The organism is Vibrio sp. SCP2, assembly GCF_059295395.1.
Genome location: NZ_JCAFVV010000003.1, coordinates 330,196 through 347,162, shown reverse-complemented (window position 1 = coordinate 347,162; position 16,967 = coordinate 330,196). Strand labels below are relative to the sequence as shown.

Sequence of the window (16,967 nt, the reverse complement as noted above, 5' to 3'; positions counted from 1 at the left end):
TGAGGAATTGCCTCATGTTCAGTAACCTTAAGCGCGTTGTTACGCTTACGTTACTGGCAAGTGCAGCGAGTAGTGTACTCGCTGCACCAGCTCCAGTATCCGATCTAAGCGGTAGCAATACTGCCACTTCTTCATCGTCAGTTCGTGGTAACGAAACTGATGTTCAGCGCTTAGAGCGCCTATTGGAAAACCGCAATCGCGTCCAGTTGCAAATGCAGCAACAGCTCGATGACATGGCTCTTGAAATCAGTGAGCTTCGCGGTCAGTTAGAAAAAAGCACTTATGACATGCAACAGATGTTGCAGCGTCAAAGAGAGCTCTTCATTGAGTTAGATAAGGTTCGTAGCCAAGCATCAACGCCTGTTGCTCAAACGACACCGGAAGACTCCGCGAAACCTGCAGGTGGGACCTTTAGTTCCAATGTAGATGAGCAGACTGCGTATCAGAACTCGGTAGACTTAATTCTTAAGAAGCGTGACTATACGGGTGCAATTGCTGCATTCCAGCAGTTCCAGAAAGACTTCCCGGACTCAAGCTTCACGCCAAACTCGCATTATTGGCTAGGCCAACTTTATTTTGCCAAGAAGCAAGATAAAGAAGCCGTGAAGAGTTTTGCAGCAGTGATCACTTATAAAGAATCCAACAAGCGTGCCGATGCTTTAGTGAAACTTGGTGATATCGCCGCTCGCAACAATAACCAAGCACAAGCGACGAAGTACTATCAGCAAGTGGTTGATGAGTATCCAAATAGTGCGTCAGCTAAGTTGGCAAAAGAGCGTCTTTAACCGTTCTTAATTGGTATTAAAGAGGAGTGCAAAGCGCTCCTTTTTTGTTTTCCTTTGTGTCGACGCTGGAATCTGCAATAGCGTTAAGGTTACAATACTCGGATTACTGGAAGTAGCGTAGCGCAAAAGCAATGAGCCACATATTAGATACAATTGAGACAGTTTACCCATTCCCACCAAAACCAATCCCGCTAACAGAAGAAGAAAAACAAGCACACATTGCCAACATCAAAGTGTTGCTTAAAGAAAAAGACGCGGTATTGATTGCTCACTATTACACAGATCCTGAGATCCAAGCTTTGGCAGAAGAAACTGGCGGTTTTGTCGGTGATTCACTTGAAATGGCAAAGTTTGGTAACCGCCACCCAGCCAGCACACTGATCATCGGTGGTGTGCGCTTTATGGGTGAGTCAGCTAAGATACTGACACCTGAAAAACGTATTCTTATGCCAACGCTAGAGGCCGAGTGTTCTCTAGATCTTGGTTGTCCTGCTGACAAGTTTTCTGAGTTTTGTGATGCTCACCCGGACCACAAAGTCGTTGTGTACGCAAACACCTCAGCAGCGGTAAAAGCACGTGCTGACTGGGTTGTAACATCGAGTATCGCTTTAGAAATTGTTGAGCACCTAGACTCTGAAGATACGCCAATCATTTGGGGCCCTGACCGCCACCTAGGTTCGTACATTGCTAACCAAACTGGCGCAGACATGCTGCTATGGCAAGGCGAGTGTGTGGTTCATGATGAGTTTTCCGCTGATGCCCTGCGTAAGATGAAAGGTTTATACCCAGATGCAGCTATCCTTGTTCACCCAGAGTCACCTGCTAGCGTTGTTGAGTTAGCGGATGCTGTCGGCTCTACAAGCCAGCTAATTAAAGCTGCAAAAGAGCTTCCACAGCAGAAAATGATTGTTGCGACCGATAAAGGCATCTTCTTTAAAATGCAGCAGCTTGTTCCAGAGAAAGAGCTGATTGAAGCGCCAACCGCAGGTGCAGGTGCAACTTGTCGTAGCTGTGCACACTGTCCTTGGATGGCAATGAACGGGCTAAAAGCGATTGAAGCTGCCCTACGTGACGGTGGTGAAGAGCACGAAATCTTTGTTGATGAAGAGCTACGTGTTAAATCGCTTATCCCGTTGAACCGCATGCTAGATTTTGCTGAGCAGCTAAACATGCAGGTAAAAGGCAACGCTTAAGCGGATATTTGTCACAGTTATCAAGACCAGCCTTATTGGCTGGTTTTTTTGTTTTAGCACTTAGGCTTAAATACCCTTAAGCAATTAAGTGAAGGAGCACTATGTCTATTTGGCTAACATTTAGAAAGTGGTTGAACTCAAATATATTTAATCTTAGTAATCGTAACTTAGTTTTGCTGTTGGTTATCTATATTGCTGCCTCTTGGATTCTACTGAGAATGAGTAGTGAGCACGCGCTTACCGATGACCCCTCAACTTTTCTCTATTTCTTAATGGTGACGGCTTCAACTGTCGGCTACGGTGATCACTCGCCCGAAACTTCAATGGGAAAGTGGGTCGTTATCTTGTTTGTCATCCCTGGGGGCTTGTCCCTTTTTGCGGCTTTGATTGGTAGACTTGCAGCGGGGATGGTCGAGTATTGGCGCGCAGGTATTTTAGGAAAGCGGAGAATTGGTGTGGAAAATCATATCGTACTTTTAGGTTGGAATGGGCAACGTACCATGCATTTGATTCGCATGTTACAGCATGAAGAAGAGGGCAAACGTCCAATTGTACTATGCAGTCGTTCAGATATTGAAAACCCGCTTCCTGGCGAAATTGGTTTCGTAAAAGTGAACAGCTATACCGACTCGCAAGAGATGGAGAAAGCCGCAATTGAAAGAGCCAGTTGTATTGTGGTGGATAACCTAGAAGACGACATTACTTTGTCAGCTGCGCTATATAGTGCCAACATCAACCCAAATGCTCACCTGCTCGCTTACTTTAAAGATGAGGCTCTCAGTAACCTTCTAAGCCAGCATTGCCCAAATGCTGAGTGTATTCCGGCAGTAGGAGCAGAGATGCTTGCTAAAGCTGCGGTAGACCCAGGTTCAAGCGCTCTACATCAAGAGTTATTGGCTTCAACCCGTGGCATGACTCAATATTCGACGACTTATCCAAGTGAGCAGAAAATAATAAAAGTGGAAGATGCTTTTCAGTTTATGAAACGTGACTACCAGGCGACGCTGATCGCATTGGATGTAGGACAAGGGATTGAACTCAATCCAGAGCTTGAGAAAGAGATACTGCCAGGGGCGAAGATCTTTTACATTGCCGATGAACGTATTGAAGATTTCGATTGGCGAAGAGTTGAGTAAGAAAATTAAGGTCTACAGAGTATAGAAAAAATCGCAGCCTGATAAGCTGCGATTTTTTGTTTTATTGATCTTGTTCTACCAGCATTGAGCCACGCATCGTCAAGCCACACAGCATAGTTGGCATTGCGTTGAAGATTTCTTCAAACTGCTCAAGGCCTTCAATACCTTGTTCAGCAAGAGTCGCGATTGACGTTTCTGGATCATAAAGCATGCTTACAGAAAGCAGCACACCACCGAGTAAGGCGTTGTCTTCGCTATCTTCTGGCATGATGGTTTCCCAATCGTCACGCGCAAGCTGCCAACCTTGAAGAATACCTTCACAGAAGTCACGCGTTGCTTCTGTCACGATTTCTTCTTCATCTAGAGCGCAGCCTTCTGGCCATTGCCAACGATTTTCAAGTAGGGCAGGGCGTGATTCGTTCCAAATGGCAATGATATGCTCAATGTATGTTTCTAACTGCTCACCGTCACTAAAAGGGGCAACTTCTTCACCGCCCCAAAGGAATGGTAGCCATTCGTGGGGAGTCAACGTGTGAGGCGCGGCAGCCATAGCGGTAACAAAACCATGAGTTTTGGCTTCACCAATCAACTTACCTTCAAGTTCAGGTAAAGACAGAAGTTCTTGTAGGGTCAAAATAGACGTCCTAATTCAATAGTGAGTTGTGATATCGCAATGGTAACAGCCAACAGAAGTGAGAAAAAGGTTGCTGCATCGATATATTCGCTATAATTTTTTATAAACGGTCAAAATTCAAAGATTTATGGATATTCGTTCATCGCTAAAAAGGAAGAGCATTTTTGCTTTAGCTATTTATCTAGCTATGGCAGTCGCCCTTATCGGTACGGTAAGCTATTTAGTCGTAGAGCCACCGACAAGAGCTCAACTTGAGAGAAACCTCGACCTTAGAACGGAACTTATTTCTGCTCAGATCGAAGAGCCGCTCAATAGCTCACTCGGTATACTACAAGCGGTGGTCAGCATTGGTAGTAACCATGAAACTCAAGAACACCAAGCAACGCTGTTATTTAACCTCTTTTCGCTGGTGGAAGGCGTAGCAGTCAGTGGCGGTCTATGGCCTATTCCTTATTCCATCGATAAACAAATTCCCTATCAAAGTTTGTTTTTTAACCGCGCCAGTGACGGAAGAGTGGATCAAGTGCAATCTTGGAACAATCCAGAATCAGGTGGGTATGATAAAGAGTCTTGGTATACCTCTGTTGTGAAAAAGCCAAGCGGGACTGTGTCTTGGTCTCCCGTGTATATCGATCCTTTTACTCATGTGCAAATGATTACTGCTTCATCCCCTTATTACATTGACGGTAACTTTGCCGGCGTAGCAACTATTGATATCTCACTAGAAACTTTGGTTGCGTTTGTTCGCCTACACGCTGAAGAGTATGACCTAGGGGTGATTCTTCGTGACGGTTATGGAGATGTCATCACAGAGCACAACTTCCAACTCGCTAAAGATATCTATATTAGCCAAAACGGATTTGGTGATTTTAATTGGAGCGTCGACGTTGTTAATGCGAAGCGATTGGTTGCCGAGCAGGTGTACGATCTGGTTTCTAAAGTCGAAGCAGTTATCGTCCCGATCATGCTTGCTTGTGTCATGCTCGGTTATTTTCTGATTAACCGCTTTCTGATTTCTCCGATTGTGGTGATTGCACGTAATCTCGATGAGTCTAAAGAGGGAGGGGCAATTGAGATTGATTACAACAGCCAAGATGAAATCAAGTACCTTATCGATTCCCTGAATGAAAAAACGGTTTATCTTGAAGAAGAGAAAGTGAAAGCTCAGGCCTCGACGAAAGCAAAAAGTGCTTTCCTTGCCACTTTATCTCACGAGATCCGCACTCCAATGAATGGGGTGCTCGGAACCGCGCAAATACTCTTAAAAACCGAGTTAAGTGAAGAGCAAAGAAAGCATCTTAAAACACTGTATGAATCGGGCGAACACATGATGACCTTGCTTAACGAGATTCTCGACTTCTCGAAAGTAGAGCAAGGGCATTTAGAGCTAGAGTTCTCCCCATTCCCACTAGAGTCGATCATCGGCAGTATTAACAGTGTTTACTTTACTCTCTGCTCCGAGAAAGGGCTGCAATTCAAAGTTTATTCTGAAGTTCCCCATGAACGTTGGTATCTATGTGACAAAGCGCGACTAAGGCAGATTCTGTTTAACCTACTTAATAATGCCGTCAAGTTCACCTCGCGAGGCTATGTGGAAGTGTACTTTAAAGAAGAGATTCGAGATGGCGAAAACTTCCTGCTTATTCGTGTGCGAGATACTGGTATAGGGATTGCTCGTGACGCCCAAAACAAAATATTTAAGCCATTTGAACAGGCTGAGTCTTCTACAACTCGTCGTTTCGGCGGAACTGGCTTAGGCCTTGCAATTGTAAAACAGCTATGTGAGCTAATGGGTGGCACCGTCACGGTAAAAAGTGAGCTCGGGATTGGATCTAGCTTTGAGGCCGCCATTCGTACTGAAATTAGCCAACCGGCTTTTGCGGAATACCGCGAGCTAAGAAAGCTCAACTATAACGGTCTAAGAGTCTTGATCGTTGAAGATAACCGCACCAATGCGATTATCCTAAATACGTTTATGACCAACAAAGGCTTCTCTTGTGAGTGTGTCGAAAATGGAGAGCTTGGCGTTGAGGCGATTGCACAAGGTGAATTTGACCTTGTTTTAATGGATAACCACATGCCAGTGATGGATGGTGTCGAAGCCACAACAGCGATTCGTAGTTTGGCTGACGAAAGATCCAATATGTTGATCTTTGGTTGTACTGCTGATGTGTTTAAAGATACCAGAGAGCGAATGCTTGGCGCTGGCGTTGATTACATAATTTCGAAACCGATAGATGAAACCGAGTTGGATGATGCGTTAATCACTTATTCTGACAAGCTGTATCAGTTTCAGCCCCACCTTCTAAATAGCTCTGCTAACTCTAGTGAGATCAAAATTGAACTGGAAGAGCCGTTGATGATGTTCTTTATGGCGATAGAAAACGAAGACTTACCTCATGCTAAAAGTAAGTTCGCCGAGATAAAGCAAAGCCTTGATGGTATTCAGGTTCCGATACTAGACGATAATTTATTTAACATTGAGTCTAGATTGATTGCAGGGGAATTCCCTCAGCAAGAAGAGTTGGATCTCCTCGCTGTACAAGTAAAAGATTACTGTAACTAAATTACGAAATTTTGCTTAAATAATAACCTTTACGCGAAATGGTAGCGACTTAATCTAGTTTTACTACGAAAATTGGTTGTTTATTTACCTTTGTTAAATAACTTTGAAATCTAAAACTGAAAAAATAATGTTCTAATAGCGATATTGACTGGTTGGTTGTTGTTTGACTGGTTTTTAGTTTTGCTTTTTGGTTTTATTTCTAGTTATTTGTGTTGAGGTAATGATGAAGTCTCGTGGGCCTTTCTGTATTCGTAACGCTGCTGCTGATACGTTTGCAATGGTTGTGTTTTGTTTTATTTCCGGAATGTTCATTGAAATTTTTGTATCCGGTATGACTTTCGAGCAATCGCTAGCTTCACGAACGCTTTCAATCCCAGTTAACATCGCCATTGCGTGGCCATACGGTTTGTTCCGTGACTACGTATTACGCCAAGGCGCTCGCTTATCTGACACTGGCGTTATGAAAAACATCTCTGATCTTTTAGCTTATGTACTGTTCCAGTCTCCGGTGTATGCAGCAATTCTATTGGTTGTTGGGGCATCAACTGATCAGATTATTACTGCCGTAACCTCTAATGCAGTTGTTTCATGCGGAATGGGTGTTTTGTACGGCTACTTCCTAGATATGTGCCGTAAGTGGTTCCGCGTTCCTGGCTACTATCAAGAAGCCTAAACTGACTGATTCATGATCGAATTAGCCAGTTAGTAACCAAACAGTCTCAATGGTGCGTTTTTTTTAGGGATTAGACTTGACCTAACCTAATAGAATCATTAAATTAGCGCCTCGTTGGTTAACGAAACCAACCACAATTTGATTCGGTGAGTTGTCCGAGTGGCTGAAGGAGCACGCCTGGAAAGTGTGTATACGGCAACGTATCGAGAGTTCGAATCTCTCACTCACCGCCACATTCTAAAGCCCCAGCAGAAATGCTGGGGCTTTTTCGTTTCTGATTTTTACAAAGCATCTAGTTTTGAATAAGTTCGCTCGCTTTCTTCATTGCTTCTTTGGTTGAACATTCCACCACGTTAGCGTTGGCAAAACGATGGGCATCTTTTACTTGGATATCGTGAGCTAAGATAACCAGTTTAGCGTTAGCAACGTCTAGGTCTGTAATGCGGTTCTGAATGCCGTTTTGACCTTGAGTTTCTACCTTAATTTTAATTCCAGCCGCAGCGCCTGCTTTTTCTAGTGCCTTGGCTGCCATAAAGGTATGTGCAACACCGGATGGGCAGCAAGTGACTGCAACAATATCGTACTCGCCTTCGCCTGCTACTGGAGCCGCTTGAGTTTGCGCTGGTGCTTCTTGTTCGATTTCGTCTTCAGACTCTTCCGCTACTGGTTTCCAGAACCCGACAATTAAAGCCGTTGTTAATGAACCAAGAGCAATGCCCACCACATACATTGGGATGTTGCTTGATACAGGTGCTGTGATTAAACCGCCCCAAGGTGCGTGCAGTAGAACATCGGTTAAGAATCCAAATACACAGCCCACGATACCGCCAGCCACGATAGAAGGAAGTACGCGCATTGGGTCGTTGGCAGCGAATGGGATAGCCCCTTCAGAGATACCGATAGAGCCCATGATTGCTGCAGCTTTGCCCGCTTCTTGCTCTTGTTTAGTGAATTTCTTTTTGAATAGGAAAGTGGCGAGCGCCATGCCTAGCGGAGGCGTACAAATAGCAATACCAACGCCGCCCATCAGCCATGGTTGAGTATCAACTTGTGTTTGTGCAAATAAGGTCGCTACTTTGTTGATTGGACCGCCCATATCAAACGCCGTCATACCGCCTAGAATGGTACCAAGTACCACTTTAGAAGCGCCCGCCATTGAGGCCAAGAACTCGTTCATTGATGCCATAAAGATCTTGATTGGCTCACCAATGCCCCAAAGAACAATACCCGCAGAGATTAATGTGCCGATAAGAGGATAGATAAAGTAGGCACCTAACGCGGTCATATTGGCAGAAAGAGGGATTTTCTTCAGTTGGAAAACCACACCACCTGCGATAAAACCCGCGACAATACAGCCTAAGAAACCGCCGCCCATATCCGCCATGATGCCAGAAGAGATCATCGCAGGCGCAAGCGCTGGTTTATCAGCAATAGAATAACCAATGAAACCACCGAGAATAATTGGGAACAGGACTAGACCTTTAATGCCGATGTTGGAAATATCAGCGAGTAAGCCCTCTGCTGGGACTGCCCCTTTACCTGATGCCATTACTGCCAGTGCGAGCAAGACACCACCCGCGACAATAAATGGCAACATATGTGAGGTACCAAATAGAAGGTGTTGCTTTAGGGTACTGAGGTTTTTTTTAAGATCGCTACTATTAGCAGCTTGAGCGGTTATTGTACTCATATCTAATTTACCTTATGAATTAATTAAAATATCTAAGATCTGATGTTCATCTTTTGCTTTTATAATATTTTCTATAAATTCTTCGCTGAACTTGCCAAATAGCTCTTGAAGAACGTAGATATGATGGTCAGCACCATTATCTGGTGAGGCAATCATAAAAAATAGGGTCGGGTTAATACCGTCTTCGTCATCGTAATCAATGCCAGTCGGTTTGATGCCAACAGCAATGGCAGGCTCCAACACAGCGCTGCTTTTCGCGTGAGGGTAGGCGATGCCATCCATAGATGTGACGCTAAGTGCTTCGCGAGCTTTGATATCTTCTAGGAAGTTATCGAGATTATTAATGCGCTGGTTGTCTGTCAGTAATTGAGCAAGTTCTTCGAATACTTGTTGTTTATTTGTCGCGGATAATTGTTTTTTTATTAAATTGACATTAGTTAATTGTGTAATCATTTCTAAACTCACGAATGCTTTTCGATGAGTTAAAATTAATCCATTGCTGATATCGTCGAAATAGCAAAAATAAGGCTATAGCTATACTTTTGTATCGGCTAAATTTAAGTGTGATTAGCGTCATTATTATTTCGATACATGCCTATTTCTCCAGATAGAAAAAAGCCTCACGATGGTGAGGCTCAATAAAGTGATTGGATTAATTTAGCTGTATGCTCGTGCTACTCGTCCTTGGCAGGAGAGCGTGTAATTGCCTGTATTCGCCGCAACAAACACCGAGTCGCCAATAGCTATTTGGCATGTTTCTCCATTGCTATGCGTTAAGGTCATCGGTTTGTCGAGTGGTAGTAGAATCTCAGCGCTGGTCGCTGTTAGGTGACGGTTGTCAGAGTTATGAAGGATCGCAAACTTAAAGTCATCAACAGGCACCGCAAAGCTTTCAATTCCTGCCTCAATTGAGGGCGCTAGTTTCAGGCTACTCTTTGGTTTTGAGACAAACTGAGTACACGAAACAAGCTCTTCTATATCGATATGCTTAGGTGTGAGTCCTGCTCGAAGTACATTGTCAGAATTCGCCATGATCTCTAGCCCAGTACCATGCAAATACGCGTGAGGCGTCTGCGCGTCTAGATACATCGCCTCTCCTGGTTGTAAGTTAATGACGTTAAGCATCAAGGGTGCAAATAGCCCAACATCGTTCGGGTACTGTTTTTCCAATTCGGTAATAAGCGCATACACAGGTTCTATAGAGAGCTTGGCTTTGACCATCAACATGATGAGTGCCATCTCTTTTTGTTCACCTTGTAAGGAAAGTATCCCAGAGAAGAAGCTCGCCAATCCGTGCGAATTTGGCTCTTCGATGAACGCTTCAAGTAACCAATTAAGCTCTGGAATGGCTAACTGGGTGAAGTTCTCTATGATCTCTTCGATTGGTCTAAAGCCATTCATCGCTTGGTATTGGGTAAGGGCGTATACCAATTCTGGTTTATGGTTGGGATCTTTGTAATTACGATGGCTCGCAGTCAATGGTACCCCTAGCTTTTGCTCTTTGGCATAACCAGATTCTGCTTGGGCTTTGCTCGGGTGGACTTGTATTGATAGCGCTTGCTCTGCCGCGAGGATCTTAAATAGATACGGTAGCTCGCCAAATGTGTTTGCGGTTTGTTCCCCGAGGTAGTGCTGTGGGTTATTGGCGATAAGTTCAGAAAGCTTGACTGAAATACCTTGGCTGGTAACCAACGAGCAGCCATTTGGGTGAGCGCCCATCCACATTTCTGCTTGCGGAGCAGATTCTGGGTTGCTGATTCTAAACAGCTGATTCAGTGACGTTTTACTGCCCCAAGCGTAGTTTTGAATCACGTTCTTCATTGGAAAGAAGGCTTGGCGCGGCTCTAAGTCAAGATTTTCAGTCTGGTCAAAAGCAGGAACCGCTGTGGTTGAAGTGTACTGTTCACTGGCAACAGACGTTGTGAGTTCTGGCATTGCATTCACCATAGGGAAAGAGTGGCTTGAAGGAGCTCAAGCCACTTGGCGTTAAAGGAGAAGGGTTAAGCTGCTGCGGTAACCAGCTTTTCTTTGCGTAGCTTTTTAAGCGTGATACACGTCAGTGCGGTGACAGCAGTACCAGCCGCCATGCTCACAAGCGCAAGAAGCGGGTAGTTCATTGCGCCAAGAAGCGCGACGACCGGACCGCCGTGTGCGACGCTGTTGGTGATGCCAAAAGAGAACGCCATAACAGCGGCGACCATAGAGCCAAGAACGTTGGCCGGGATGACCGACATTGGATCTTGAGCTGCAAATGGAATCGCGCCTTCAGAGATACCAACTAAGCCCATCGCGCCAGCTGCTTTACCTGCTTCAATTTCTGAAGATTCGAACAGCTCGAATTTACGGCCTAGAGCAGTTGCCAATGCCATGCCAAGAGGCGCGACAGGGATTGCACAAGCCATTGCACCCATAAACTGAGTTTGACCACTGGCAATCATGCCGACAGAAAATAGGAACGCGACTTTGTTGAATGGGCCGCCCATGTCAAAGCCAGCCATGCCACCTAATACAATGCCAAGCAATACCACGTTACCTGTGCTCATTGAGGTCAGAAGGGCAGTTAAGCTATCCATCAGTCCGGCAATCGGCGCGCCAATAACAAAGATGAATAAACCAGCAATAAATAGCGAGCCAGTGATGGGAGCGATCATGATAGGAACAAGTGGTTGGATAAACTTGTGGTAGTTGATCGAGGTAACCCATTTAACGAAGTAGCCGACAAGTAAGCCAGCAACAATCGCACCGATGAATCCTGTTCCAGCTTCTGCGCCATAGAAAGAGCCATTATTGGCAATCCAGCCACCGATAAGACCTGGAGCAAGAGCTGGGCGGTCTGCAATGGCGTAAGCGATATAGCCAGCAAGAATCGGGATCATTAACGTAAAGGCGACCACACCCACTTCTAGGATTTGGTTCCACATGCTGCCGGCAGGAATCGCCATACCGGATTCAGTTGGCTCACCGCCTATTGCTAGCGCTAGCGCGATCAATAGGCCGCCAGTGACAACAAATGGGATCATGTGAGACACGCCATTCATCAAAAAGCGGTACAAGTCAGAGCGAGCCTGAGAAGCTTTATCTGCGACAGAAGATTCATTGGTTTGAGTGTCAGCGTGGTAAGTCGGTGCATCTAGTGCCTGTGTGATCAAGCCCGGTGCATCTTTAATCGGTGCCTTTACATTGGTTTTTACAACGCGTTTCCCTGCAAAGCGCGCCATATCAACCTGTTTATCGCAGGCAACAATAATGGCATCTGCTCGGGCAATCTCTTCTGCTGTCGGGCTGTTCTTTACGCCGATAGATCCATTCGTTTCGACTTTGATTTCATAGCCTAACTTGGCCGCTCCTTTCTCCAGAGCTTCTGCAGCTAAGTAGGTGTGTGCAACGCCCGCCGGACATCCAGTCACTCCGATAACAAAGCCATTGGAGGTATCGCTAACTACTTCGTTTTGAGTCTGTTTTTGCAGCAGAAGTTCTAACGCTTGTTGGTTTGATGTCGCGTTTAAAAAACGTTCAATAAAGCCCTCTTCAATCAACTTAGAAGAGAGTTCTGCCAGCACTTCGATGTGATGATTGTCGCCGCCATCTGGAGAGGCGATCATAAAAAAGAGTTTCGATGGCAATCCATCTTCTGCGCCGTAATCGATACCTGTACGGTGAACGCCAATAACGACAGCGGGTTCGATAACTGCAGCACTTTTGGCATGAGGGAGGGCGACGCCTTCTTCAAAACCTGTATTGCCTAGCTCTTCGCGAGCCTTGATGTCGGCGAGAAACTGCTGCTTATCGGTGATTCTACCTTGTGAATAAAGTACCTCGATTAGCTCGTGAAAAACCTCTTCTTTGGATTGCGCTTTAAGATCGAGCGCAATCAAATTCTCATTGATGAGTTTGGTGATCATTGTGAACCCCTAATAATTTTATTGTTGTATCAGGGGTATTTTGGAAGCTGTGAGAAAGAGTCTGTAGTGAAGAAAAAATGCATTTACTAGAAGATTGTAACTGTATTTTCGAGGTGTGATTTAGATCGCCAGATGAGTCAGGTATAACACTGAATTGAGAAGGTATAGCCCATTTAAAACAATGGCTTATGATGGGTAATTGGCTTGTGTACTCCGTCGATTAGAAGTTGGATAACTATAAATTTATTGCCATAGCTGGATTTTTGTACCATTAATCTTAAATTGTGATTTTGCTCAATAGCGCAAAGTCTCAACTAGCGGTATACCTATGCGCGTAGCACACGCGCGACTTATTGAGAGTATCCAAATGGTATTTCATGACTTAATTTCTTCGGTACTCGGTGAGAGAGAAGCTTTTCATCACATATGGTTTGCTGGAGATTTTCACACGCCACCGGAATGCAGTTATCAGGTTAATTTTCCTCGATTGGAGTTGGTGCTTGATGGGGAATACATTAATGAAATGGAAGATCATGAGCGTAAAGTCACTCAAGTTATCGCGAAGGCAGGAGACGCAATCTTTATTCCGCCGAACTGCTGGAATAAGCCAGATTGGGATACCAATTGTTCGGTATTGAGTATCCTATTTGGCCGACGTCAATTGGGCTTAAGTTTGGTGAGCAAGCGTAAAGGGGAAACCAACTTTTACGACATCCAAAAGCACAGTATTCAGACGCGTTCGGGCTTCGCACTCGATAACATTCTTGAGGCACTGAGTTCGCTTGCACGAGAAAATGCCAAAAAGCCAATGGATGAGCTGCTGCTGCAGGCGTTGTTGCAATACTGCAAAACCATGTTAGACACGCCATTAGAAAAGTCTCATAACCGAGTTCAGGATCTGTATCAGGGGATCTGTATCTACATTCAGGAGAATTTCCACCGCCAGATTACCCGAGACAGTATCGCTGCTCGATTTAGCATCTCTGCCAATCACTTATCGCGATTGTTTCGCCAGCAAGGGCATATGACGTTAGCAGACTACATCACTTGGGTTCGAATTGATCGAGCGAAATTCATGCTCAAGAAATACAATTTTAAACTTAATGAAGTGTCGGTTAGGTGTGGCTTTAAGGATGTGAACTACTTTTGTCGAGTATTCAAAAATCGCACAGGAAGAACCCCATCCGACTATCGCGGATCAATCTAGCGGTTATGTAATTAAGCGTGACATGGAATACATCAGCAGTGCTTGAAGATCGATACTGCTTTTTGTCATTAAGAGACGTTCTGCAAATTGGCCGCAGAGTAGGTTTCTGGTCAGATTGGTTGCGGTAATTATTTGATCGCGAGTAGGTGATGAAGGCATCACCAGTGCTATAGCCAAGTGAACTTGACCCACTTTAGAAGCCCAATCAATCGGTGTATCACTGCTTATTACGGCGATGTTGATCTCATTGATGCTATCGAACATCACATGAGGTAAGGCAATGCCTGACGTTACGCAGGTTGACGAACGTTCTTCTCTTTTGATGAAGGCAAGGATCAGATCATCGGCAGATTGAGGGTAGATAAGCTGAGCCAACCCTTTTAAACATTCAAACTTGGACAGTTCTGTATGAGCCTTGGCATAGTACCAATTGACTGCACTTGGCGTTTTTAGCTGCGGTAAGCGCTGAACTAACTGGTTGGAAAACTCATAATTAATATTGGATCCGACTAAGGCATAGTGCTCGGAGATGACATCTTTGAGTACAAAGCAGGCGAGCTCGGCATCGATACCAAAAGCGGTAATCTGACACAAATCCCCTTCAACCAACCCCGCTTGCAGTAAGGCAACAGATTTAGTGAGGTCAGCACTACGATTGCGCGTGATGTTGATAATTCGTATGTTGCTTTTGAACTTTTTCGCAAGGCTACACAGCGGTTTAGTGGCGTGAGCACTGGCACCGGAGTCATTAACAAGAAAGGTAATTTGATACTCTGTCATTAGCAGCATTATGCTCGGCAGTGGAGGATAAATACTTTGTCAACGTTAATCAGTACGTCTTCAATGGGGATTCTTACACAAGGTAACCCATCAAATCTGCTCGATTGCTCAATCTCTATATCCGAGACAATTAATACCTTGTCGGCACAAGTAATATCATGGGGAGTGAGTTGATTTTCGATCCCCATTGCACCTTGGGTCTCAACTTTAATTTGCACGTTATGTTTTGGCGCAGCTTTCTTGAGTGCATCTGCTGCCATATAGGTGTGTGCAATACCTGTTGGACAGGCAGTGACAGCAATGATTTTCATAGTAATTCTCTGTGGCTATTTTCGCGGATATTAGCATAGCAGCAGCAGATTGCCTTGGTTCAAAGCGATAAATTGAAAGATGGGCTTCACACTTTTATTCGGGTGTTACAATAATCCAGTTAAAGCCGTTTTAGTCCTATATATTGGGCAAGGCTAGGTGACTAATCTATAGTCGAGCGCGAGTAAGGCAAGGTAAGAAATAATGGATATTACAAACCTGGTTCAGGCGGAGACGATATGTCTCGACCTAAAAGCAACCACCAAAGAAGAAGCGCTCAAGGAGTTGGTGGAGCTACTCGATGCTGCCGGAAACCTTGCCGACAAATCGCAATTTATTGCCGATTTATGGGCTCGCGAAGAAATTGGTAATACAGGTTTTGAAGATGGTATTGCGATTCCACACGCCAAAAGCTCCGCGGTGGCTAAGCCCGCTGTTGCGGTAGGGGTAAGCCGCAGTGGGATTGACTATGGCGCCGAGGATGGAGAGCTTTCGGACGTTTTCTTTATGCTCGCTTCCCCTGATGGAGACGACCACCATCATATTGAGGTTTTAGCGCAGCTTTCCAGTAAGCTGATTGAAGAGGAGTTTATCCATCAGCTGAAACAAGCGCAAAGCGTAGAGGCGGCGCTGCAGCTGATTACTGAAAGTACACCCGAGCCATTTTTGGATCATGAATATCTCACGCAAGATGCATGCTTAGAGCCGATGAGTCCTGTCAAAAGGCACTTAGCTCGCGTGAAAGAGCATTTATTGTTTGGCACTTCTCATATGATCCCGTTTATTGTCGCGGGTGGGGTTCTCCTTTCACTGTCGGTGATGATGACAGGCCATGCCGCACTACCAGAGCAGGGCATTCTGGCTGATATGGCGCACATGGGAATCGCGGGTTTAACGCTTTTTACAGCGGTACTGGGTGGATACATCGCGTATTCAATTGCCGATAAACCAGGACTGGCACCGGGAATGATTGGTTCTTGGGTCGCGGTTGATCAATACAATACCGGGTTTCTCGGTGCTATTGTCGTCGGTTTTTTTGCCGGCTACTTTGTGTTGTTACTCAAGCAGATTAAGCTGCCGGAGAGCATGAGTTCGTTAGGAAGCATCTTCATTTACCCGCTCGCTGGGACATTTGCCACTTGTGGGTTAGTGATGTGGCTAATAGGCGCTCCGATTTCCGCAACCATGAACGCATTGAACCTGCTGTTGACCGATATGGCAGGCTCAGGAAAAGTGGTGCTTGGAACCGTTCTTGGTGCAATGACCGCGTTTGACATGGGGGGGCCAGTCAATAAGGTGGCGACGCTCTTTGCCCAAACACAAGTTAACACCCAGCCTTGGCTTATGGGGGGCGTTGGCATCGCAATTTGCACGCCTCCTCTTGGTTTAGCCTTAGCGACGCTTATATCACCCAATAAATTCAAGCGTGACGAACGTGAGGCCGGAAAGGCCGCTGGCATTATGGGCATGATTGGGATCAGTGAAGGGGCGATTCCGTTTGCGACCGCCGACCCTGCGCGTGTTCTACCAGCCATTGTTGCTGGTGGTATCGTCGGTAATGTGACGGGCTTTATGTTTCATGTCATCAACCATGCCCCTTGGGGAGGTTGGATCGTACTTCCAGTTGTCGATGGCAAGTTGGGCTATATCGTCGGAACCGTTGCGGGCGCACTCACGACGGCGTGTATTGTTATTCTATTGAAAAAAACGGTCCGAGAAGATGAAGAGTATGACTCGTTTCGCCGCGCATACTCTTCAGTGCAAACAGAGGGGGAAGCCGATGTACTTGCGGTGACTTCATGTCCTTCCGGTGTTGCCCATACGTTTCTAGCGGCTAAATCATTAGAGAAAGCAGCCTATTCTATGGGCATAAAAATTAAAGTAGAAACCCAAGGCGCAGATGGCATTAACAACCGCATCACCGAGCTAGATATCGCGCGAGCAAAACTGGTTATCTTCGCTCATGACGTGGCAATAAAAGAGCCAGAAAGGTTTAGCAATATTGCGATTATCGATGTCAGCACCAAAGATGCCATGCACAATGCGGCAGCGTTGATCAAATCGAAACGAAATTTAGTCAAATAGTTCCCCC

14 protein-coding genes and 1 tRNA gene are annotated in these 16,967 nt (G+C 45.4%); 8 read left to right on the top strand and 7 right to left on the bottom strand.

Going from position 1 to position 16,967, the window contains the following annotated elements:
- Positions 1–14 precede the first annotated feature (14 nt).
- The 3 genes from ybgF (at position 15) to AC5O63_RS12705 (ending at position 3,114) form a co-directional block, all read left to right on the top strand.
- Positions 15–785 carry a tol-pal system protein YbgF gene (gene ybgF, locus AC5O63_RS12715; protein WP_004743340.1) on the top strand — a complete coding sequence of 257 codons (771 nt, stop codon included), beginning with the start codon at positions 15–17 and terminating at the stop codon, positions 783–785.
- A 131-nt stretch (positions 786–916) separates the two neighbouring features.
- The gene (gene nadA, locus AC5O63_RS12710; RefSeq protein ID WP_004749750.1) at positions 917–1,978 is read left to right on the top strand and encodes a quinolinate synthase NadA; all 1,062 of its coding nucleotides are present in this window, start codon (positions 917–919) and stop codon (positions 1,976–1,978) included.
- A 101-nt stretch (positions 1,979–2,079) separates the two neighbouring features.
- Positions 2,080–3,114, top strand: a complete 1,035-nt coding sequence (locus AC5O63_RS12705; RefSeq protein WP_494505244.1) for a potassium channel family protein — start codon at positions 2,080–2,082, stop codon at positions 3,112–3,114.
- Between the two features lie 61 nt (positions 3,115–3,175).
- Here AC5O63_RS12705 and AC5O63_RS12700 read toward each other — a convergent pair whose 3' ends face one another.
- Positions 3,176–3,748, bottom strand: a complete 573-nt coding sequence (locus AC5O63_RS12700; RefSeq protein WP_494505243.1) for a UPF0149 family protein — start codon at positions 3,746–3,748, stop codon at positions 3,176–3,178.
- Between the two features lie 127 nt (positions 3,749–3,875).
- On the opposite strand from AC5O63_RS12700, the gene AC5O63_RS12695 reads away from it, so the two are divergent.
- The 3 genes from AC5O63_RS12695 (at position 3,876) to AC5O63_RS12685 (ending at position 7,220) form a co-directional block, all read left to right on the top strand.
- On the top strand, positions 3,876–6,314 hold the full coding sequence (locus AC5O63_RS12695; RefSeq protein ID WP_494505242.1) for an ATP-binding protein: 2,439 nt from the start codon (positions 3,876–3,878) through the stop codon (positions 6,312–6,314).
- A 223-nt stretch (positions 6,315–6,537) separates the two neighbouring features.
- On the top strand, positions 6,538–6,987 hold the full coding sequence (locus AC5O63_RS12690; protein ID WP_069665959.1) for an L-alanine exporter AlaE: 450 nt from the start codon (positions 6,538–6,540) through the stop codon (positions 6,985–6,987).
- A gap of 145 nt (positions 6,988–7,132) precedes the next feature.
- Positions 7,133–7,220: transfer RNA gene (locus AC5O63_RS12685), tRNA-Ser, on the top strand.
- A 59-nt stretch (positions 7,221–7,279) separates the two neighbouring features.
- On the opposite strand, the gene AC5O63_RS12680 is transcribed toward AC5O63_RS12685, so the two are convergent.
- The 4 genes from AC5O63_RS12680 to AC5O63_RS12665 all read right to left on the bottom strand — a co-directional run bounded on the left by AC5O63_RS12680 (position 7,280) and on the right by AC5O63_RS12665 (position 12,579).
- Positions 7,280–8,677 (bottom strand): PTS fructose transporter subunit IIBC, encoded by a 1,398-nt coding sequence (locus tag AC5O63_RS12680; RefSeq protein WP_494505241.1) that lies wholly within the window; start codon positions 8,675–8,677, stop codon positions 7,280–7,282.
- A 12-nt stretch (positions 8,678–8,689) separates the two neighbouring features.
- Positions 8,690–9,130 (bottom strand): PTS sugar transporter subunit IIA, encoded by a 441-nt coding sequence (locus AC5O63_RS12675; RefSeq protein ID WP_494505240.1) that lies wholly within the window; start codon positions 9,128–9,130, stop codon positions 8,690–8,692.
- Positions 9,131–9,334: 204 nt separating this feature from the next.
- Positions 9,335–10,498 (bottom strand): mannose-6-phosphate isomerase, class I, encoded by a 1,164-nt coding sequence (gene manA, locus AC5O63_RS12670; RefSeq protein ID WP_494505319.1) that lies wholly within the window; start codon positions 10,496–10,498, stop codon positions 9,335–9,337.
- Positions 10,499–10,677: 179 nt separating this feature from the next.
- Positions 10,678–12,579, bottom strand: a complete 1,902-nt coding sequence (locus AC5O63_RS12665; RefSeq protein ID WP_494505239.1) for a PTS fructose transporter subunit IIABC — start codon at positions 12,577–12,579, stop codon at positions 10,678–10,680.
- A gap of 367 nt (positions 12,580–12,946) precedes the next feature.
- Between AC5O63_RS12665 and AC5O63_RS12660 the strand changes: the two genes are divergently transcribed.
- Entirely contained in the window at positions 12,947–13,786 is an 840-nt protein-coding gene (locus tag AC5O63_RS12660; RefSeq protein ID WP_004745822.1) for a helix-turn-helix domain-containing protein, read from the top strand.
- A 3-nt stretch (positions 13,787–13,789) separates the two neighbouring features.
- Here AC5O63_RS12660 and AC5O63_RS12655 read toward each other — a convergent pair whose 3' ends face one another.
- Complete coding sequence (locus AC5O63_RS12655; RefSeq protein ID WP_494505238.1) at positions 13,790–14,566, bottom strand: PTS sugar transporter subunit IIA; 777 nt, start codon at positions 14,564–14,566, stop codon at positions 13,790–13,792.
- Positions 14,567–14,574: 8 nt separating this feature from the next.
- The gene (locus AC5O63_RS12650) at positions 14,575–14,877 is read right to left on the bottom strand and encodes a PTS fructose transporter subunit IIB (RefSeq protein ID WP_171382138.1); all 303 of its coding nucleotides are present in this window, start codon (positions 14,875–14,877) and stop codon (positions 14,575–14,577) included.
- Between the two features lie 202 nt (positions 14,878–15,079).
- On the opposite strand from AC5O63_RS12650, the gene AC5O63_RS12645 reads away from it, so the two are divergent.
- Positions 15,080–16,960: a fructose-specific PTS transporter subunit EIIC gene (locus tag AC5O63_RS12645; RefSeq protein ID WP_494505237.1), complete on the top strand. Its 1,881-nt coding sequence runs from the start codon at positions 15,080–15,082 to the stop codon at positions 16,958–16,960.
- Positions 16,961–16,967: the final 7 nt, after the last annotated feature.

Coding starts and splice junctions, on each gene's coding strand:
- AC5O63_RS12650 (WP_171382138.1), bottom strand. CDS start 14,877: ATGAAAATCATTGCTGTCACTGCCTGTCCAACAGGTATTGCACACACC.
- AC5O63_RS12690 (WP_069665959.1), top strand. CDS start 6,538: ATGAAGTCTCGTGGGCCTTTCTGTATTCGTAACGCTGCTGCTGATACG.
- AC5O63_RS12645 (WP_494505237.1), top strand. CDS start 15,080: ATGGATATTACAAACCTGGTTCAGGCGGAGACGATATGTCTCGACCTA.
- manA (WP_494505319.1), bottom strand. CDS start 10,498: ATGAAGAACGTGATTCAAAACTACGCTTGGGGCAGTAAAACGTCACTG.
- AC5O63_RS12655 (WP_494505238.1), bottom strand. CDS start 14,566: ATGACAGAGTATCAAATTACCTTTCTTGTTAATGACTCCGGTGCCAGT.
- AC5O63_RS12680 (WP_494505241.1), bottom strand. CDS start 8,677: ATGAGTACAATAACCGCTCAAGCTGCTAATAGTAGCGATCTTAAAAAA.
- AC5O63_RS12660 (WP_004745822.1), top strand. CDS start 12,947: ATGGTATTTCATGACTTAATTTCTTCGGTACTCGGTGAGAGAGAAGCT.
- ybgF (WP_004743340.1), top strand. CDS start 15: ATGTTCAGTAACCTTAAGCGCGTTGTTACGCTTACGTTACTGGCAAGT.
- AC5O63_RS12675 (WP_494505240.1), bottom strand. CDS start 9,130: ATGATTACACAATTAACTAATGTCAATTTAATAAAAAAACAATTATCC.
- AC5O63_RS12705 (WP_494505244.1), top strand. CDS start 2,080: ATGTCTATTTGGCTAACATTTAGAAAGTGGTTGAACTCAAATATATTT.
- AC5O63_RS12665 (WP_494505239.1), bottom strand. CDS start 12,579: ATGATCACCAAACTCATCAATGAGAATTTGATTGCGCTCGATCTTAAA.
- nadA (WP_004749750.1), top strand. CDS start 917: ATGAGCCACATATTAGATACAATTGAGACAGTTTACCCATTCCCACCA.
- AC5O63_RS12695 (WP_494505242.1), top strand. CDS start 3,876: ATGGATATTCGTTCATCGCTAAAAAGGAAGAGCATTTTTGCTTTAGCT.